Source organism: Arenibacter catalasegens, from assembly GCF_002909235.1.
Lineage (GTDB): Bacteria > Bacteroidota > Bacteroidia > Flavobacteriales > Flavobacteriaceae > Arenibacter > Arenibacter catalasegens.
Map to the genome: position 1 here is coordinate 141,829 of NZ_PHQQ01000004.1, position 21,110 is coordinate 162,938.

The 21,110-nt window shown below is 38.5% G+C and carries 16 protein-coding genes; 7 read left to right on the forward strand and 9 right to left on the reverse strand.

Features of this window, described 5'->3' with window-relative positions; genetic code table 11:
- Positions 1–30: 30 nt before the first annotated feature.
- Positions 31–798 (reverse strand): uroporphyrinogen-III C-methyltransferase, encoded by a 768-nt coding sequence (gene cobA, locus CWD90_RS05330; RefSeq protein ID WP_103474899.1) that lies wholly within the window; start codon positions 796–798, stop codon positions 31–33.
- A gap of 126 nt (positions 799–924) precedes the next feature.
- Here cobA and nirB point away from each other — a divergent pair, with 126 nt between their 5' ends.
- The 5 genes from nirB to CWD90_RS05355 all read left to right on the forward strand — a co-directional run bounded on the left by nirB (position 925) and on the right by CWD90_RS05355 (position 6,869).
- Positions 925–3,441 (forward strand): nitrite reductase large subunit NirB, encoded by a 2,517-nt coding sequence (gene nirB / locus CWD90_RS05335; protein WP_103474900.1) that lies wholly within the window; start codon positions 925–927, stop codon positions 3,439–3,441.
- A gap of 84 nt (positions 3,442–3,525) precedes the next feature.
- The gene (gene nirD / locus CWD90_RS05340) at positions 3,526–3,903 is read left to right on the forward strand and encodes a nitrite reductase small subunit NirD (RefSeq protein ID WP_103474901.1); all 378 of its coding nucleotides are present in this window, start codon (positions 3,526–3,528) and stop codon (positions 3,901–3,903) included.
- A gap of 24 nt (positions 3,904–3,927) precedes the next feature.
- Complete coding sequence (locus CWD90_RS05345; protein WP_103474902.1) at positions 3,928–4,515, forward strand: DUF4202 domain-containing protein; 588 nt, start codon at positions 3,928–3,930, stop codon at positions 4,513–4,515.
- Positions 4,516–4,542: 27 nt separating this feature from the next.
- The gene (locus CWD90_RS05350) at positions 4,543–6,390 is read left to right on the forward strand and encodes a PAS domain-containing sensor histidine kinase (protein WP_103474903.1); all 1,848 of its coding nucleotides are present in this window, start codon (positions 4,543–4,545) and stop codon (positions 6,388–6,390) included.
- A 104-nt stretch (positions 6,391–6,494) separates the two neighbouring features.
- A complete protein-coding gene (locus CWD90_RS05355) occupies positions 6,495–6,869 on the forward strand; it encodes a DUF7009 family protein (RefSeq protein WP_103474904.1) in 375 nt (124 codons plus the stop codon).
- A gap of 129 nt (positions 6,870–6,998) precedes the next feature.
- Here the strand turns inward: CWD90_RS05355 and CWD90_RS05360 are convergent, their stop codons facing one another.
- The 8 genes from CWD90_RS05360 to CWD90_RS05395 form a co-directional block, all read right to left on the reverse strand.
- Entirely contained in the window at positions 6,999–7,982 is a 984-nt protein-coding gene (locus CWD90_RS05360; protein WP_192877990.1) for an adenylate/guanylate cyclase domain-containing protein, read from the reverse strand.
- Positions 7,983–8,728: 746 nt separating this feature from the next.
- Complete coding sequence (locus CWD90_RS05365; RefSeq protein WP_103474906.1) at positions 8,729–10,204, reverse strand: potassium/proton antiporter; 1,476 nt, start codon at positions 10,202–10,204, stop codon at positions 8,729–8,731.
- Between the two features lie 148 nt (positions 10,205–10,352).
- Complete coding sequence (locus tag CWD90_RS05370) at positions 10,353–13,694, reverse strand: PVC-type heme-binding CxxCH protein (RefSeq protein WP_103474907.1); 3,342 nt, start codon at positions 13,692–13,694, stop codon at positions 10,353–10,355.
- A 68-nt stretch (positions 13,695–13,762) separates the two neighbouring features.
- Positions 13,763–14,173, reverse strand: coding sequence for a cupin domain-containing protein (locus tag CWD90_RS05375; RefSeq protein ID WP_103474908.1), 411 nt, complete (start codon positions 14,171–14,173; stop codon positions 13,763–13,765).
- Between the two features lie 7 nt (positions 14,174–14,180).
- Positions 14,181–15,041 (reverse strand): phosphoenolpyruvate hydrolase family protein, encoded by an 861-nt coding sequence (locus CWD90_RS05380; protein WP_103474909.1) that lies wholly within the window; start codon positions 15,039–15,041, stop codon positions 14,181–14,183.
- Positions 15,042–15,117: 76 nt separating this feature from the next.
- Positions 15,118–16,365, reverse strand: coding sequence for a Tm-1-like ATP-binding domain-containing protein (locus CWD90_RS05385; RefSeq protein ID WP_239986468.1), 1,248 nt, complete (start codon positions 16,363–16,365; stop codon positions 15,118–15,120).
- A 23-nt stretch (positions 16,366–16,388) separates the two neighbouring features.
- The gene (locus CWD90_RS05390) at positions 16,389–17,528 is read right to left on the reverse strand and encodes a glycerate kinase (protein WP_103474910.1); all 1,140 of its coding nucleotides are present in this window, start codon (positions 17,526–17,528) and stop codon (positions 16,389–16,391) included.
- Between the two features lie 215 nt (positions 17,529–17,743).
- Positions 17,744–18,562, reverse strand: coding sequence for an alpha/beta hydrolase (locus CWD90_RS05395; protein ID WP_103474911.1), 819 nt, complete (start codon positions 18,560–18,562; stop codon positions 17,744–17,746).
- A 714-nt stretch (positions 18,563–19,276) separates the two neighbouring features.
- On the opposite strand from CWD90_RS05395, the gene CWD90_RS05400 reads away from it, so the two are divergent.
- Positions 19,277–20,242 (forward strand): D-2-hydroxyacid dehydrogenase, encoded by a 966-nt coding sequence (locus CWD90_RS05400; protein ID WP_103474912.1) that lies wholly within the window; start codon positions 19,277–19,279, stop codon positions 20,240–20,242.
- Positions 20,243–20,279: 37 nt separating this feature from the next.
- On the forward strand, positions 20,280–21,092 hold the full coding sequence (locus tag CWD90_RS05405) for an HpcH/HpaI aldolase family protein (protein ID WP_103474913.1): 813 nt from the start codon (positions 20,280–20,282) through the stop codon (positions 21,090–21,092).
- Positions 21,093–21,110: the final 18 nt, after the last annotated feature.

Here is a 21,110-nt window from a genome sequence, read left to right on the forward strand (position 1 = left end):
TATCGTAAATATTCGCTTGTAAGTTGATCCTTAATAGTTGAGCACCCTTTGAATCTCCTCTTCAAAAAATGATGGGTGTTCTGCTACAACCTCCCCAATTACTATGATACCTGGCTGTGATGTATCTATTTTGTCCACGACTGATTGAGCATCCTTAAGTATTCCTGTTACACAGGATTCGTTTTTGGTTGTCCCATTTTGTATAATGGCGAAAGGAGTCGATTCTTTTCTATATAGTGATACTTTATTTGCGATTTCCAAAAATCTACGTATTCCCATTAGTATGATCATGGTAGCCGATGACTTGGCGGCAAGTTCCAGGTCTTCTGAAAATGAACCATCTCGTTTCGTGGCCGTCATTACCCAAAAGCTACTGCTTATTCCGCGTCGCGTTACCGGTATACCCTGACTTGCCGGCACGGCTATGGCACTTGTAACCCCTGGAACCACCACGACTGGGATTCCAAAAGATTCCACATATTCCAATTCTTCGCTTGCCCTTCCAAAAACAAAGGGGTCACCACCCTTTAAACGTACTAAATGCCCGTATTCAAAGGCTTTTTCCGCGATTAATCTATTAATGTCTTCCTGGGAAAAGGAATGCTCCCCACATCTTTTCCCTACATATATTTTTGGAATGTTGGGATTTAAGTCATCAAGCAATTCCATACTGACCAAAGCATCATATAGAATGATATCGGCATCTTCCAATGCTTTATATCCTCTTATGGTGATAAGGTCGCTACTCCCAGGACCTGCACCTACTAGACTTACTTTTGGGGCTTTGGATATGCTCATAATTTCTATAGTTTAAGGTATTCAATTAAGAATTTCGCAACAAAACTACGTATTTATTTTCATAAAAACACATTATTATTACGTAATAATACGTAATATTGCTACGTAATATTTAAATATATACGTATGAAGACCGTAATTGTAGTTGGAAATGGAATGGTTGGATATAAATTTTGTGAGAAGTTTGTCGCCAAGGTAGACCAGGACTCCTTTAAACTAATTGTTTTCGGAGAAGAGCCAAGAGTTGCCTATGATAGGGTGCATTTAAGTGAATATTTTGAAAATGGCGACGCAGAACGTTTATCCATGGCTCCTCGTGAATGGTACCAAGAGAATAACATTGAGCTTTTTACAAACGAGAGAGTTACAGACATTCATCGAAATTCGAAAACCATAACAACCCTAAGCGAGAAAACCTTCAATTATGATTACCTAGTGTTGGCAACAGGATCTAGTCCCTTTGTGCCACAGATAAATGGAGTAGATAAGGATGGCGTATTTGTGTACAGGACCATAGAGGATTTGGAAGAAACTCTGGCCTATGCGGAAAAAATAAAAAAGACAGTTCAAAAACCAAAGGCTGCTATTCTAGGTGGTGGACTATTGGGTCTGGAGGCTGCCAAAGCGGTTATGGATATGGGTATGGAACCTCATGTGGTAGAATTTGCCCCAAAATTAATGCCTAGGCAGTTAGACACCAGAAGTAGTAAGGTGCTACAGGTAAAATTGGAATCTATGGGTATAAATATCCATTTGAGCAAAGCAACCAATCAAATCTTGGGAAATGGCCATGTAATAGGAATGGAATTTGGAGAGGACGACATCCTTAATGTAGACATGTTGGTGATTTCAGCGGGAATAAGACCGCGGGATGAATTGGGAAAAAGCTGTGGTCTAAAAATGGGCACCAGAGGTGGAATTGTGGTGGATAATACAATGAGAACCTCAGATCCAAGTATTTTTGCTATCGGGGAAATAGCACTTTATAACCAAATGATATATGGTCTTGTGGCACCTGGTTATGAAATGGCTGGCGTTGCCGTAGATCAAATAATAGGTTTGGAAGCAACTACCATGGCTGCGGAAATAGATATGTCTACCAAATTAAAATTAATAGGCGTTGATGTGGCCAGTTTTGGAATCCCGTTTATGCCACCAGAAAAAGGTCATTCCATTATTTTTGAAAATAAGACGGAGAGTCTATATAAAAGAATTAATGTAAGTCATGACGGGAAAAGACTTTTAGGGGGTATTCTAGTTGGTGACGCTAAGGATTACAATATGCTATTGCAGATGTATCTTAATGAAATGCCACTACCAAAAAACCCGGAGAATCTAATATTAGGAAGCCGAAGTGGCGAGGATGTTTCCTTTGGAAGCGCCATGGACTTGCCCGATACGGCTGTCGTATGTTCTTGTGAAGCAGTAACAAAAGGCCAAATATGCTGTTCTGTAAAAGATGACGGTAATGAAAGTGTGAAAGCTATAGCTAAGGCCACTAAAGCTACCACTGGTTGCGGTGGTTGCAAACCTATGGTAGATGATTTGGTAAAAGAAACCTTAAAATCGCTCGGAAAAGTAGTTAAGGAATCACTTTGCGAACATTTTGAATTTTCTAGACAGGAACTATATGATATTGTAAAACTCAGGAAAATTGAAGATTATGACTCCTTATTGGACGAGGTTGGAAAAGGTCATGGATGTGAGGTTTGTAAGCCTGCAGTGGCTTCGATATTTGCCAGTATTTATAATGAAACTGCTAATAAGCAAGAAACTATTCAGGACACAAACGATCGGTATCTTGCGAATATTCAAAGAAATGGCACCTATTCTGTTGTACCGAGGGTAGCGGCTGGTGAGATTACCCCAAAACAGCTTTTAGCTATGGGTAGAATAGCCCAAAAGTATGATTTGTATACCAAAATTACAGGGGGTCAGCGTATCGACATGTTTGGAGCCCAATTGCATGAATTACCTCTTATTTGGGAGGAACTGATTGCTGAAGGGTTTGAAACGGGTCAAGCCTACGGTAAATCGTTACGTACCGTTAAAAGTTGTGTGGGCTCAACATGGTGTAGGTATGGGATGGATGAAAGTGTGACTTTTGCCATTGATATAGAAAACCGCTATAAAGGAATCCGTTCCCCACATAAAATAAAAGGTGGTGTATCAGGATGTATTAGGGAATGTGCTGAGGCCAGGAATAAGGATTTCGGTTTTATTGCCGTTGAAGGTGGTTGGAATGTTTACATATGTGGAAATGGAGGTGCCAATCCACAACACGCGCAGTTGTTGGTGGAAAAGGTCGACAAAGCAACAGCTACCAAATACGTGGACCGATTTTTAATGTACTACATACAAACTGCCCCCCCCCTAACCCGTACCGCTGCTTGGTTGGACAAACTAGAAGGAGGCATAGATTATGTGAAAGATGTGGTTATAAACGATTGTCTTGGTATTGCCGACCAACTGGACCTGGAAATGCAGTATTTAGTGGATACCTACAAATGTGAGTGGAAAGAGGCCGTTGAAAATCCTGAAATAAGAGCAAAATACACCCATTTTGTAAATGCCGATGAAACAGATGATACCATTGAATTTGTTTCCTTAAGGGAACAAAAAATGCCTAAGGCCTGGGTGTAGTTGTCATCAGGAACTGTAAGCCCAAACAATAAACATGTTGAACAATAGGCACAATATATAAGTGTCCATTTAAAATAATGAAAGATGATATCTAATTTAAGTACATACGAAGTTGTAGAATCTGAAAATGTTCGAATTTGGTTCAAAGCCGCAGCTGTGGCTAAATTTCCAAAAAATGGGGGTGCTTGTGTAAAATACAAGGATAAGCAAATTGCAGTTTTCAATTTTAGCCGAGAATCCACTTGGTACGCTTGCCAGAATTTATGTCCCCACAAGATGGAAATGGTGCTATCCAGAGGAATGATTGGAGAAGATCAAGGGGAACCCAAAGTAGCCTGCCCACTACATAAAAATTCCTTTTCCTTAAAAACGGGAAAACACATAAATGGTGACCTAGACCATATTGCAACATATCCGGTTAAAATTGAGGATGGCTTTGTTTATATTGGTTTTTCTGAATAGCTTTGGAAAAAACCAAGATAAAATATGGCCTCAGAAAAACTTAATGAAGCCTTCCGACTTTTCGACGAGGCTAATAGAAATGACCCTAATAAGGAGTTTTGGAAGGGTAAGGAATATCCAAAGGAGCTATTATACGCTATGAGGATGACGGATAAATTAAGAGCTTTTGCCCCTGAAGCTCCCGAGTCGCTTCAACTTACCGCAAGGTGCCAGCATATTAGAAGATGGGAAATCCCTAGGGAATCCTATGAAATGAACAGGACTGGTTATTTAAAATGGAGACAGGACCTTAAGACCTTTCATGCGGACAAGGCCGGGACCATCCTTAAGGAGGTGGGATATGATCAAGAAATGATAAATCAAGTGAGCTTCTTATTGGAAAAGAAACAGCTTAAAAAGAATGCTGAAACCCAGACCTTGGAAGATGTTATTTGTCTCGTATTTCTAGAATTTTATTTTGAACCGTTTTCCCATAAGTACCCAGAAGAAAAACTAATGGATATCCTTCAGAAAACATGGCGTAAAATGTCTGATAAAGGCCATGAAGCTGCATTAAAGCTACCTTTGTCACAGGACTCCCTAAACCTAATAACCAAAGCACTAAAAGGGTAAATCTATTTAAGCAACAGAATTTGGGAAATGAACGACGATAAATTACTTACACCTTTGGACACTTCAACCTTTTTAAGGGTCCGTAAATGGTATTTAGTTGCGTTGGCCACCATTGCCTTAAGCATAATCTTTGCCCAAATTCTGATCCAGCATCATTTAAATTCGCAATTGGATGATTCCAAAGTAATTAATATAGCGGGTAGACAAAGGGCCTATAGTCAAAAATTGACCAAAGAAGTTTTATTGCTAAAGGAAAGTACGGATGCAGTACAGCGTGTCCAGGTAATTACCTTACTAACTGAAACGTTATCGGTATGGAAAAACGCCCATCAGACATTGCAATTTGGTGATATGGCCATGGGTATTTCAAAAGCGGAAAACGAAGAAATTAAAGTTCTTTTTGAAAATATAAACCCACATTATAATGCCATGGTAGGTGCTGTGGAGAATATTTTGAATGATTATGGAAAAAATGGTAATTCTTTTCCAAATCAGTCGGATATAGATACTGTCCTGGAAAACGAAAGTGCCTTTTTGGCGATGATGGATACCATCGTTAATAAATATGATACCTTTAGCAAAACCCATCTGCAAAATTTAAAGTTCAAGGAATACCTTTTGTTGGCAATTTCACTTCTGATTCTACTGTTGGAGATATTTTTCATCTTTCGACCGTTGTCCGTTCAAATTAGAAATACCATCAAAAATTTGATGATCACCCAAAAGAAATCGGAGGAAAGTACCAAGGAAATAAAAAAACTTTTCCAAGAAAAGGAAAAATCATTACAGGAATTACAGGAGCTTAATTTTGTAATCGACAATGCTGCACTTTTTGCAAGCGCCAAGCAAGATGGTCATGTTGTCTTTATCAGTAAAAAGTTCAAGGAACTTCTTGGACGCAATGATAGTGATCTAAATAAACCTTTATACGAAATATTGACTACCGATGAAGGGCAGCAACAATATCTGATGGAGGTCTTAAAAAGCAATCGGAAAAATATAAGGACTGAAGAAATAAAGGTCAAAACAACAAAAGGTGAATCCTTATGGTTGGATATGTCCATTATTCCAATGCATCAATCTAGTGCCAAACAGTCTATTTTAATCTTGTGTTCCGATATTACTGAACGGAAAAAAAATCAATTGAAGGTGGCCCAGTTGACGAAAGAAAATTATGAGGAGACCATGAGGCAAAAGCAGTTGCAGGCCAGCCAGATTGTTGAAGGTCAGGAGGAGGAGCGCAAACGAATAGCCAAGGATATACATGATGGTATTGGGCAGATGCTAACCGCCCTTAAGTTTAACATAGAATCCATTAATTTATCCAATTTGGAGAAAACGGCCGAAAAAATCGAATATATAAAAGCGCTTTCCAGTGACTTGATCAAAGGGGTTAGGACTGCTACTTTTAATTTAACCCCGCCAGAGCTTAGTGATCATGGTATATTTCCGGCCATTCAGAAAATGACCAATGAACTGTCTAAGCTTACCGGAAAAAACATATTGTTCGAAAACAAAACCGAGGAGAATATTAGGTTTAATTCGTTGGCAGAAACCAATATTTATAGGGTAGTACAAGAAGCTGTAAACAATGCCATAAAATATGCAGAAGCTAATTTTATTCTAGTAACCCTTAATTTTAATGATGATATTCTAAGTGCCGTTATCGACGATGATGGCAAAGGTTTTGACGACTCCATTTTGGGAAAGGTACCTAAAAATAATAGTGATGGAGGAATGGGGCTATTCTTTATGAAAGAAAGAATGAATTATATTAATGGACGTCTTTTTATCAATTCGATTAAAGGAAAGGGAACTCGGGTAACTATCAACTATAAGACGGATAAACTGGAATTGATAAAAAATGAGGAATAAATAGGGTCCAATTCAATATTTAGTTGGTATGAAAGCCTCTAAAATAAGTCTACAAGAGCAAATACCACCTATGAAAAGCGGTAATCGTTTTTAATGAAAGTATTATGAAAATAAGAATTAAAGGAAACTCAATACGATATAGGCTTACCAAGCCAGAAGTGGAAACCTTTTGTGGGGAAGGTTATTTTATGGAGAGAACAGAATTTAAAAATCAGATTTTTAAATATGAATTAAGGAGTCTCGACAGCATTTCCAATCTAGATGCCGATTTTAAAAGCGATACGATTACCATGTACCTCCCAGAACAGGATAAAAATGATTGGGCAATCAGCAATCGCGTTGGATTTCAACATACTATTTCCTTAGCAAATGGTAAGGAACTATTTTTACTTTTGGAGAAAGATTTTGTTTGTATGGATGAAACCATAGAAGATCAATCCGATAATTATCCAAATCCGTTATTGGATAAATTGCAGTAATCCTTTAGGGGTCAACTAAAAATATTTGAGAGCTATGGATTGGACTATTGAGTATGGAACTTTTTCTAGTTCATTTGTAGGGTTGTGATTTAAAATTAATTATTCTCTATTTAAACTATCCATAATTCTTTACAATTGTGCTATATTACTCAAAGCAATTTTATCATCCTTACCACGTAGACTTATTTCACCCATAGGAATATTGATGTATTTCCCACTTATTTGCAAAAGCTGCAACAAGCTGTTTGAAATAAGTATTTTTACATTAAAATAATTGCATAAATCCTGCACCCGTGAGGTAGTATTGAGGACATCCCCTGAGTAAACTATTTCTTTTTTAATCACCCCAATTTCACCTACCGTTGCTTTACCCATATGCATACCCGCCTTAAAGGTTGGGATTACACCATACTTTTTAAGATATTTTATCTTTTTTTCTTGGATCTTGCTTTCAATTCGAAAAAAGCTAGCCAAACAATTATTGTTTTTTAGACCTTTTTCTTTTGGCCAGGTGATTACTACTTCATCACCGACATATTGATAGATTTCCCCTGAACTTTCTATAATCGGTGTGCTTATATCATAGTAGATTTCCTTTAGCATTTCAAAAAACAATTTGCTTTCCATCTTTTCCGCAATGGAAGTAGCTCCTTTTAAATCAAGAAACATAAAAATACGTTCTACTTCTTCAGGATTGTTGTATTTACCTATAATAAACCTCCAAAGTACACCTTGACCAAATTTATTATTTAATTCGAACATAAACTGAGTTACCGTAACCAATATGCCCCATAGAATAATGGAAATAAAAAAAGAGGGCGCTTTTAATTTTGGGTTTAAGGTACTAATGATATTATAAAATGCTATATCAAATTCCAATTGGACAAGAGAATAAATATAAAGTAGCAGAAATACACAGGTTAACAATGTTAAATAGGAAAAAACAAATAATACCCCATATCCCAATACTCCAAAATTCAAAATTTTTTGTTTGAATTTATATGGTAGTTTCACCACTAAGACATATGCGCCGACAATCCCACTTAAAGTATTTATGAGTAAAGAGTTCAAAAGTCCAGACCAGAATTCGTAGCTGCCGGTAAGCTTTTTCATTTGAATTAATTCATTAACATAGGAGTATTCATTAATAAAAAAAATAAATTGAATTAGCATCCAACACAAAACAATAGTCAGAATCTTGTGCATGCCAAATATATTGGGATTACTATAATTAGAGTTTATTTTAGCACTTTTCATTTACTTAGTAGTTTTTTATGGATTATTAATAAAGTCCGTCTGGCCTTGTCATTAAAAGTTAATATTGGGGGGAGCTAATTAATTCCAACTTAAAAAGCTTAAATGGAAGTTATAGTAGTAATTCCTTTAAAGGACATATCGAGAAGACTCAGACCACTGAATTCTTTTGCTATTTACTTGATGGGTAAAATGGGCATTCCTTCTGGATTCGGAATTCATTTTAGTAGTGTACAAAAATGTTTTCATGATGCTATTATTTACTACAAAGTAAATACTGTTGTTAGCATTTCACAATCACATAACTATGTGAAAATTAGCTTATGTAGCTTTTGTAAGTAACATAAAGTGGTCAATAAAATAGCAAAATGATCCGACCCAAATAGTTTTAATTTGTTGTTTCGAAGTGAAATTGGATTTCCATAAAGACAATAAATTATGGTATGAGATAAACCGACTATCCTATCGTGATAATAGACCACAGGGAACAATTATGGTGTTTAAAGTTCATTGTTATGAAAAGGCCAATACTTAGTAAATTTATCCCTAGGCCTATTTGAATCCTAAGAAATAATCAAAGGGCTGAAAGGTGTAATAAGAAATTTTTACGAACTGGGATTTTTTATTTTAAGCACTTTATATACTTCGTCTATTATTCCCAATCTATCGGCAAGGACTATTAAGATGTCCTCACTTTCAATTTTAGTTGATCCGCTCGGGGTAATAAATTTGTCGCCTCTTTTGATCATTGCAATTATGGCGTTTTTAGGAAAGCCTAATTCAACTATTTTTTTATTAGTAGCAAAACATTCCGAACCTACCAAAATCTCCCTCATGATTGTTTTAGGATCTTCAGAAAACAGCAAATCTGTTGGCGATAACTTTTTCGCCTTCTCGGGAATGGCCACACCTAACCATTTAGCCACGACAGAGAGGGTGGTTCCTTGAAATAAAATAGAAGTTACCGAAATAAAGAAAACAATATTAAAAATCATGTTTGCTTTGTCTATTCCGGCCAAAAGTGGATATGTAGCAAATACAATTGGGACAGCTCCGCGTAACCCAACCCATGAAATATAAAAACGTCTTCTCATTTTCATTTTGAAAAAGACGAGACTTAGAAATACACTGATCGGACGGGCTACCATGATGAGGAATATTGAAATAAGTAAACCTACGCCCATAACCGGGATGATTTGGGAAGGAAACACCAATAATCCTAAAGTAAGGAACAGTACAATTTGCATCAACCAGGCCAAACCATCAAACATTTTTAAAATTGTCTTCTTATGAATCAAATCTTGATTCCCTAGATACACCGCACAGATATAGATGGAGAGAAAACCATTGCCACCAACAAAATCTGTCGCTGAAAATGTTACAAACATTAGGGCAATTACCAATACAGGATAAAGTCCCTCAAAGTCGAGCCTTATTTTATTGATTATATATTTACTAAGTTTTCCAAATCCAAAACCCGCAGCTCCGCCCAAAATCATTTGTTTTAAAAACAATGGTATAATGGAAAAAATACTCTGATCTTGGTGAACAACCAAGGACAAAAAGGCAAGGGTAAGCACATATGCCATTGGGTCGTTACTACCACTTTCCAATTCCAAGGTTGGTCTCAGGTTCGTTTTTAAGGCTAGACTTTTTGATCGCAAGATTGAAAATACGGCGGCTGCATCTGTGGAGGAAACAATGGAACCCAATAGCATACTTTCGTAAATGGTGAAGTCGGTTATCCACCAAACAAAGGAGCCAATGGTTAAGGCGGTTAGTAGGACTCCCAAGGTACTCAATACAAGGCCTTCCCTTAAAATTGGTTTAACCGTACTCCAATTGGTATCAAGACCTCCCGAGAACAAGATAAAATTAAGTGATACGATTCCAATAAATTGGGCAATTTTAGGGTCGTTGAATCGGATTCCTCCAATACCTTCCGAACCCGCTAACATTCCAATTCCCAAAAAGAGCAATAAGGTAGGTACCCCAAATTTATATGACGTCTTACCAACAACTATACTTATAAAAAGTAGAATTGAACCGACAAGGAGTATATTTTCAATCGTTAAATTCATTTCGCGAAACTACTATAGGTTTCTTCAAAAATAAAGGTTCTTTTTAATTAATTTTAATTAAAAAATTACTATGATTCGGCTTAAATGATAAAATATACGCTCCAAACATATTTCCGGTTAAAGCAATTTTACTTTCAATAAAATACATTTATTGCTCCCCTACCCACTCTAAACTATTCCTTAGTATGGTCTGGTACGCCTTTAAATCATGGGCTCTTTCATCGTGCCCTAAAGTATTGCCAACAATTTTCGCTTTTGGATGTTTTACAATCCAAACGGTGGGATATTCTTCACCTGATTTTAACCCGCGACTTACTGCCAAAACTTCTATCTCTGCCTCTGGATCCTTTTCCCAACGGTATAATTCGTCAACAATCCTGAATTTTGAGGGAACCCCCTTCATAATAGGATGATTGGGCTTTAGTACCCTCACTTCAAATTCTTGAAGATCCTCATGAGACCTAGAACCACCACCTACCAGTGTTTTGTTATATTCGGGCCAATCCTCCCAATTGTACCAAGTGCTGGGATGGTTGATGAGCATATTCATCTCCCCTGCTTTTACACGCGACATGATGGCAGATTTTGTGTTCTTATCCAAAGGTTTGTTATTGCTTAGGAAAAGTACATCTGTAGATGGCACCATGATACCCAGTTCCATAGGGTTCTCTGTGTAGATTACCGTGTTCTTTCCTCCTTCACTAAGGATTTTACCATCTGCAATACCAAAATATTTAAGGAAGTCATGGGAACCACCGCCGCCCATTACAGAAATTTTTTGGGCATCCTTATTTTCAGAAATATATGACCCAGGAGCGGTTACAATGATTACTCCCTGCATCATACGCCAATGCCCTGGAAAGGTACAGACATATGGATAAATGCCTGGGGTATCCGGAAGTTTAAAAACTACAGACCCAGTAACCCCTGGTGTCAACATTTCCGTTGCGGCCAATACATAGCGCGATTTGGGAACATATCCCATTTTTTCTGCCTCGGGATTTTTAAGGAAGCCATCTACCATATCTCCAAAAGTGTCCAAACTTCCCGGTTGTATTACCACTAAATTATGGGACATCTGATCTTTATTCTTCAAAACTATTTCCACGGTCTGACCAGCTGTGGCGTATAGGGTCTTCTTATCATAGGCCATTTCCTGATCAACAGTATTAAGTACAAAGGTAACATCGGCCTTTATTTTTCCGACTTTGCCTATGCCTAAATCAATATATTGTTTCCCTCCAGTATTTGCGCAATGCACTGCAATTAGGTTTTTGCCCTTTTTGAATAATTCGCCCTTCTCCGCATCTAGCTTTATGTATTTATACGATTTACTTGACCCCACTTCCGCAATCAAAAGTTGTCCGTTGACATAAATTTCATAATCGTCGTCATGGGCAATCTTCAATACTGGTTCAGTTACTTCATCTGTAATAACCACTTCTTGTCGCATCCAGATATCTGAGCTGCTCCAATTGGTATTCGCATTCTTAATTTTATCACCACCGAACATGGCAGCTCCCTTCTTCCAATCCGAATCATTGAATTCTGATTTCATCCAGTTTTCGGAAGGTTTCTCATTTGTATAATTCCAAATAGTCTTTTTCTCTTCCGCCGAGGGTACCAGCAATACTAAGGAGGACGGATCTACTGTCTCAAAATTGGACTCCCTATAATAAATCTTTAGTGCGGCATTGATCCATTTATCCGAAGTACTGGAATCATCCTGAGCAATATTTTCTATTTCCGCATACAAGGCATTGGATTCTGGCAGTTGTCCTGCCTTTAAAATCGCAGCCAGCTTGATCTGTGGATCGGAACTTTTTAAGAGTCCAGATTGTGCAAGACTTTCACTACTTTCCTTCGTTAATGGCAATAAGGCCAGTGCGGCACGTTTTACGGCATAGGAAGTATTGATCAAGGCATTTACAACCACCTCGTTGGCAGCCGCATTGGTACCGTTAAGTGCGCCCAATCCGTTTAAGGTCCATAAGGCATGTAATGCACCAGCATTGAGGCCACTTTTATCACTATCATTGTTCCCGGCCAATTTAATAAGGTCTGGAATTAGTGATACTTTCTTATTCTCCACGATCATACGTTGAGCGGTAGTCCGCCAAAACATATTATCACTTTGCACGGCTTCTAAAAGTTCTTCCTCGTTATTTGGATTTAATGAGGTTATATCTGAATCATCACCATCCTCATGGGTAATTATATATATTCTACCATGCCCGTAATCCCTCAAATTATTTTTATGGGCATTCCCTTCACCTTTATCGGCGTTCCAAATCTGATTGTCCATTCCGCGCTTATCCGGGTTATGCTGAATTACCGGGTTGTACCAGTCGGCAACCCATAAATTGCCATCCGGGCCAGTTTCAGCAAAAACAGGAGCTGTCCAGGCATCGGTACTGGCAAAAATATTTCCACCGTCAACCTCTTTATACCCTGCCCCATCCTTGACGATTTTTGCTATGTGTACCAAATGTCCAGTAGGCTCTGAAACATACATTTGATTTTGATAAGCCTCCGGATAATTTCTGGCCGTATAAAAATTAGCACCAGCGGCTGCAGTATATCCCCCTCGAACATCTACCTGTTGTAGCGGAATAGTATCTACTGAAGTAATCTCATAGTGTCCTTGAATAAAATCGGCATTGACTGCCCAAGAAGGCAGTTTCTTTAAATAATCATAATGTTTTAGGGGTATGCCTACATAACAACAATGGTTATTATTGGCTGTAGATCCAAATATTTCAAAATTCTCGTTAAAACCAAGTCCCCAGGTATTGTTGTTGAATTGGCCCACGGGTTCAAAATAAGAGCCATCCTTGGCAAATTTGTAGACGCCCATTTTAAATTCAACTGGTTTACCCTGAAATTGATTTTCAAATCCGGAATATCCTACGGAACCCCATATCATGTTATCTACGCCATAGCGTAAATTGGAAGGTCCGGCATGGGTGTCAAAGGTTCCGAAACCTTCGAACAGAACGGTACTTTTGTCCATTTTGTCGTCTCCATCGGTATCTTCCAAAAAAACCATATTAGGTGCTTGGGAAACAATGGCCCCGCCCCTTACCAAGGTAATTCCTGTGGTCAACTTTTGCTCGGTGGCGAAATCAATAAAGGTATCTGCCTTACCATCCCCATTGGTATCTTCACAGATAGTAATCCTATCACCTCCAACATCATTGCCAAGACCATGGGGGTAATCCTTTGACTGTACTACCCAAAGCCTTCCCCTTTCATCCCAAGTAAAAGCGATGGGATTAATTATATTGGGTTCCGCTGCAAATAATTTAGCGCTAAAACCCTCAGGAAGTTGAATGTGTTTTTGGGAATCTTCTGGACTTAGAGGGTTCTGAACCTTAGGGTTTTCACCGGTATAAGTCAACGGAGGAGGAGGTGCTTTTTCTCCTGAGCAGCTAGATAAAAGGACCATTCCACAGATTAGTAAGGAAAGGTAAGCAGTTAAATTTTTCATTTTTCGATTTTTCAAATTATAAATTACTATGGTCAAGTTTAAATTGGATTAAATTGCTATAAGAACCATCAGACTCGCGGACGGTACCCAGAATATGGAGCATTTTCACTTACATCTACCGTTCCCGCTTCCCAACCTTCTGGTGGGGAAAGGATGGCCAAAAATTCCAACTCTTCTTCCCCAGCGTTAAAAGTCCCATGGGCAACATTGGCTCCAATATAGACGGAGTCCCCCTTTTTCAATATCTGCATCTCATCTTCTATCCATTGTTCTGCAGTACCCTTTAGCACATAAAGTATTTCGTTCATTTCTGGATGAACGTGAAAGTTATGACCACCACCCTTGGGCATCACCACCTTTACCATATAGGAGTCGGCATGTTTAATAATTTCGGGATGATAGTGCCAATAATGTACCCGCCCAAAGGCCTTTTCGTACATTAGGTCCTTTTCCTTTACAAATTTCCAATTCCTGTCCATAGATATCTTAAAGGGTTAAGGCTTTAAATTCCCTGGTCAAATTAGTCAAGGATTGTTCAATTCCCATTCTTTCCAATGATGATGCCCCTACAAAGCCGTGCAGGCCTTTACAATGCTCCAGAACATATTTTACGTCAGCAGGTGTATTGATTGGTCCACCATGGGCAAGAAGGAAGGTGTCGGGATTCGCTTTTTTCACTGCATCAACAATTAGTTGTGTGCGTTCCAGAGCATCATCCATTGATGCCGAAGCACTGGTAACCCCAATAGATCCACCGACCGTTGTACCTACATGGGCAATTATGGCATCGGCTCCTACATCTGCCATTTGTATAGCCTCCTCCGGTTTGCCTACATAAACCACGGAAAACAAGTCCATTTTGGTGGCCAAATTAACCATATCCACTTCTTTTTGAAAACTCATTCCCGTTTCTTCAAGGACCCTTCTAAAATGACCATCAATAATGGAATGCGTTGGGAAATTATTTACACCTGAGAATCCCATATCTTTCACTTTCCCCAAAAAGTGCCACATTCTTCTCCTTGGGTCACTTCCATGGACACCACATATAACAGGAACTTCCTCTACTACTGGCAAAACCTCAAATTCACCTATTTCCATGGCTACTGCGTTGGCATCACCATAGGCCATCATACCGGCTGTTGAACCGTGCCCGGACATTCTAAACCTGCCGGAGTTATATATAATGATCAAATCGGCGCCTCCCTTTTCTATAAATTTAGCACTGATTCCAGTTCCCGCTCCGGCAGCTATAATTGCCTTTTTTTGATTAACTACTAATTGTAATCTATCTCTAACTTCTTGTTTAGTGTAAGGGTTTCCTTTCCCCGTCCATGGATTCGGCATAATTTTCTTTTAGTTTTGATTAATTGATTTTCGTTGAAATTTTTAATTGCTGTTCTTCAATTGATATTATATGAAATCAGGATTCTTTAATTAATTCCAGTAAGCGTTTTACGGCTTGTTCTGCAAAATCCTCGGTGTTGATATTTGAGTTTACCTCCAATACCTTAATATTATTATTTACATGGCTTTTAATGGAATTGAACAATTCCTGATCTATAGATGGATTATGGAACACTTCCCTGACTCCACCAATTTGGGATAGGCCTCCCAAGGGAAGTAATACGGTCACGGGAGCCTTGGACTTATTAAGTTTTTCGCCCATAGTCTTTCCAAGAATTCTGTTCTCTTCTTCATTGGTTCGCATTAGGGTTACATCTGGTGCCCAACTGAATAATTGTCGGTCCTTATATTTTTCTGGTACAGTATTCAAAGGGCCAAAATTGACCATATCCATACATCCAGGTACTATAACTTGGGGAATTCCCATTTTAGATGCGGCTGTTAATCTGTCCGGGCCGGCACTGCATATTCCGCCGCAAAGTTCATCGGCCAACTCGGTGGTGGTAATGTCCAATATGGCATTAAAACAGCCATCCAAGGTTAGATCTTCCATGGTCTTACCTCCTGTCCCGACCGAATGGAATGCCATTACCTCAAACCCCTTTAATTTCAATAACTCCGAACATTTATCCACACATAGGGTGGTATTACCAAAAACACTAATGGCTATAGATTTACCCTGTCTTATGTTATCAGATACCGAAGTTTGCGTCATTCCGACAATGGCGGCAGCCGCTTGGCGTATTACGACTTTACTAATATTATTTAGACCTGCCACATCAACAATGGATGGCATTAAGGTAATGTCTTTACTCCCAATATGTTCTGACAAGTCTTTAGTTGCCAAAGTACTGACACATAGTTTGGGGATACCAAAAGGTAGCGCTTGCATTGCCTTGAGGGTAATAAAAGTACCTCCACCACCACCCATACCTATAATGCCATGAGCTTTGTTCTGGGAAAAAAGTTCTGCAATTATAATTGCTGCCCCATTGCCCATAACTTCAATAGCCCAACCACGATCCTTTCGGTCACGTAGGTGGGATATGGTGGTCCCTCCACTTATCGCCACAGTTTCCGCCTCAAAATGTATGGGAAATAAATCAGTAGATCCCATTACCCCTGTATTAATGGTAATTACCTTAGTTCCTAATTGTATTAATGAGTTATATAAATAGGCGAAATCTTCTGCCTTGGTATCGAAGCACCCCACCATTATAATATTTCTTTGGTCTGACAAAAGTTTTTTCGGTGTTATACTCATTCTTATTCCTTCTAAATAGGGCTTCAAGCTTGATTGAAACAAATTATGGTGGACATTATATTTTTGGCACAATCCTGAATGAGCTTTGGGGCTTGGTCAATAGCTTGCTTTAGTTCCATAGGTTGATTTACAATAGAATATACAGCGCTTACTCCAATATTGTATATCCCTTCTATATTGTCACCTATTTTTCCGGTAATTACAATTACAGGCACATCATACTTCTTTGCCAACTTCGCTATCCCCGATATTGTTTTGCCATGCAAGGTTTGTTCATCAATTTTGCCTTCTCCTGTAAACACGACGTCAGCCTGTTTTATATATTCTTCAATTTTCAAGGTTTCCAATATTAATCCTATCCCATTTACTAGATGGCCCTTCAAAAACGCCATAAGCCCTGCACCGGTTCCTCCAGCTGCCCCAGCTCCTGGAATGTTAGAGATATCTATTCCCACGGTTGCCTTAATTATTTTGGCATAATGGGCCAAGTTACCATCCAATAATTCCAAGGCTTCAATATTCCCGCCTTTTTGCCCCCCATATACCATAGAAGCACCCTTTGTCCCTGTCAGGGGATTGGAAACATCGCAGGCAACGATCACTTCACAACTTTGAATTCTTTTATCAAAATTGGATAAATCTATTTTGTGTAACTCATTTAAACTACCTCCACCCTCATTAATCTCCTCTCCTTTTTCATTTAAAAATTTGGCGCCCAGAGCCCGAATCATACCTGCTCCCCCATCATTGGTAGCACTGCCTCCTATACCAATAATAATTTTAGTGCACCCATTTTCCAAAGCATCCCGTATTAATTGCCCAGTACCATAGGTAGAAGTTAATAAGGGATTTTTTTCATCCTCCTGTAGTAATTCCAATCCAGAGGCTTTGGCCATCTCTATGACTGCGGTTTTCTTATCCTTTAAAATTCCGTATTCAGCAAGAATTTTTCGCATAAGTGGATCTTTTACAGATACGGACACTCTTGTTCCTCCAGCACCTGTCATGATAGCCTCCAGCACTCCTTCACCACCGTCGGAAATCGGGATTTCATGTATTTCTGCATGAGGGGTAATCTTTCGTATTCCCTTAGCTATATTGGATGCCACTTCCCTCGCTGATAAACATTCCTTAAAGGAGTCGGGGGCAATTACGATATTCATTATAACTTAATTTGATTTTTTTTAAACATTTGGTGTGCTCTTTACAAATATAGGGTATACTACAGCTGTTTTATAGCCTATATTTCACCCAAAACATATAATATATTGTCCATCATAAATTAAACATTCTTTATTATGATTTTATCCATTATGGCAATCCCTTAGAGGGTTATTTTAAATAATCCAGGGCAAAGTTTCAGAAATGTAACTTTCTTCTAATTCTCTTTCGATTTTAAACTTACAAAATCCACTAGCAAGGGAAAGGCCGGTTCGGTCATATTGTGTCCATAGCCGTCCATTTCGTAAAGGGTGATATCTAGATTTCCTACTACCTTCATCATCCTATAGAAATAGGCATTCTCTTCATAACGCCCCAGCATCTCTTTTTCACGATCCCCGGTGATCAACAGTGTTGGAGGTGTATTTTTGCGTACATGAAATAATGGTGCCCATTTATCTATTATAGGCTGCTCCCCAGGAATTCCCAGTTCCTTTCTTATCGTAAAATGAGTTATAGTATGACCACTAAAAGGAACCAGTCCAGCTACCTTATCCGAATCAATATTGTATTTCTTTAACCAACTTTTGTCCATAACGGACATTAAGGCCAAGTATCCCCCCGCGGAATGGCCTGAAACAAATATCTGATTTGCGTCACCATTAAAGCGGTGTATATTTTTAAATACCCAAGCGATGGCAGCCGTAGCATCTGCAATACAGGTTTCGGCTTTTACATTAGGGGAAAGTCTGTACCCTACTCCTATCACGCAAAATCCTTTATTTTTTAAGGCTGATGGAATTTCCTTTTGACCAGCCGTTAACCCCCCTCCATGAAACCAGATAACCACAGGAGCCTTTGGTTTATCCTCCGGGTAATAAATATCCATGAGGCATTTCTGTTTCATGTAGTCCGTTTGATCGTCAATGGGGGAATCATAATAATACACATCCTCCAATGTCTTATACTCTAAGGCCTGACTATAGGAGTATATGGGCAAAACGGCCAAAAACATGTAAATAAGTACCTTACTCATGGAAAAATTAGATTTAAGTTGAATTTATAGCGGAAATCTTAAAAACACTTTAAAAATAGTATCCTACCCTTGCATACGCACTATAATTACCCGTTTAATTTTGATAAAATGTTATTTTTTAGGATGATTTATTTCAATCGGTCAATAGAATGCAAGAATCCTTCCCCAATAAATTTGGTATTGTTCCTGAATTATCAGAAGCCACAATATAAAGTGATGTTATTCAAATGGAAAAGTATGATTACCAATTTATAATTCTTGAAGGTCAAAATATGATCTTAAATAGATAAATTATAGGCTATAAAACGCTTATGGTATATCCTATATTTGTAAAGAGCTCCTAGGGTTTTTTAGGGAATTGGCCTATGTTCTTTAAATTAATGAGGTAAAAAAGAAGAAACATGGAATGTAAATAGGGCCGCATTTGATACCCTAATTCCAATTTTTCAGAAAAGTTATATTACCCATTATGCTCCATAAGCGCTATACTGAATCATAGTTCACTATTTTTCATTTGAATCGAACAAATAATTATATAAGTTTTTAAAAACCATTATGTTAGATGTGTATAATTGATTTTTTAATTCAAGTTAAATATTTGGTACACTTTTAAAAATCAAGACTACTATACAGGGTATGGACCATTAATTGAGACCTTGATTTCAGTTTTATGTAGTTATATTGAGGTCTTTAAAAGAAAATAAATTTTTGATTATGAAAATTGTTATTCTAGACGGATATACTTTAAATCCTGGAGATTTGAGCTGGGAGAAATTAAAAGACTTTGGGGCGCTTACCGTACATGACCGAACCGAGTATAAGGATGATATAATAATTGAAGCTATAGGTGACGCAGAGATTGTTTTTACCAACAAAACGCCTTTGCCCAAAAAAGTATTGGAGAAAGCGTCATCGCTGAAATATATTGGCGTTTTGGCCACAGGGTTCAATGTAGTTGATGTTGTAGCCGCAAAGGAATTAGGTATTGTAGTTACCAATGTGCCCAGTTATGGCACCACTGCCGTGGCACAATTGACAATGGCCTTGCTCTTGGAAATGTGCCATCATGTAGGAGAACATAATCGGGCTGTAAAGCAGGGTGACTGGTCTAAAAGCAAGGACTTTTGTTTTTGGAACTACCCGCTCATGGAACTGGACGGGAAAACCATGGGAATTATTGGTTTTGGGAGAATTGGGCAAGCCACTGCGAAATTGGCCCAAGCATTTGGAATGAATATTTTGACATCAGGTAGTAGAAAGAGGCCAGAATTAGAGACAAGTAGCTGTAAGCAGGTGGATATGGATGAACTTTTAGCTAATTCAGATGTGATAAGCCTACATTGCCCCTTAACTCCAGAAACCGACGGCATCATAAACGCTACCAACATTTCCAAAATGAAGGAGGGTACCATGCTCATTAATACCTCCAGGGGGCAATTGATAGTGGAAAAGGACTTAAAAGAGGCATTAGATAATGGTAAAATTTCCCGTGCAGCAATCGATGTGGTTTCCAAAGAACCTATAGATAAAAACAATGAGTTGTTAAAAGCCGACAACTGCATAATAACACCTCACATTGCTTGGGCTCCAAACGAATCTCGAAATAGATTGTTGAATACGGCCCTGGAAAATTTGGAAGCTTTTTTAAAAGGTAACCCAATTAATGTGGTGAACAAATAAAATTAAAAGCCCAAAAACGAACACTAAATAACAACCAATGCCAATCAACCTCAAGCAGAAATTACGCGACAAACAAAATATTTATGGCACCTGTATTTTATCTACCTCTCCTATTTGGTCCAAGGTTGTAAAAGGGAGTGGATTGGATTTTGTTTTTTTGGATACGGAACACATTCCAATGGACAGAACGGAACTCACTTTTTTGTGCCAGGTGTATACTGCTCATGGTTTGTCTCCAATTGTCCGTATACCTAGTCCTGATCCGTATGCAGCATGTATGGCCAAAGATGCTGGTGCGGTGGGAGTGCTTGCCCCTTATATTGAAAATATAGGGCAGATACAACAAATGGTGGGGGCAACAAAATACAGGCCTCTGAAAGGAGAGCGATTACAAAATGTGCTTCTTGGGAAGGAGGAATTATCAGTTGAATTGAAGACCTATCTGGACCATTTCAACCAAGATAGTTTATGCTTGATAAACATAGAAAGTACCATTGCGGTGGAGCGTTTGGACGAACTCCTCAGTGTTCCTGGATTGGATGGCATTATAATAGGACCACATGATCTTTCTATAAATATGGGGTTGCCCGAACAATATGACCATCCCGATTTTGAAAAAACGGTAAAGGAAATCATAAACAAGGCAAGAAGTAAAGGTATTGCCGCCGGAATACATTTTCCCGCACATCCAAATTATCAGATTAAATGGATAAAGGAAGGGGCTAACATAGTCTTACACAGTTCCGACCTTCGCCTATTTAGTCAAAAACTCTCCGAGGACATGAATACTATAAAAGTTGCCGTGGGTGATGACAGAAATTTATCCGAGGGTAGCGAATTGGCGATATAATATAAGTCATTCTTCGAT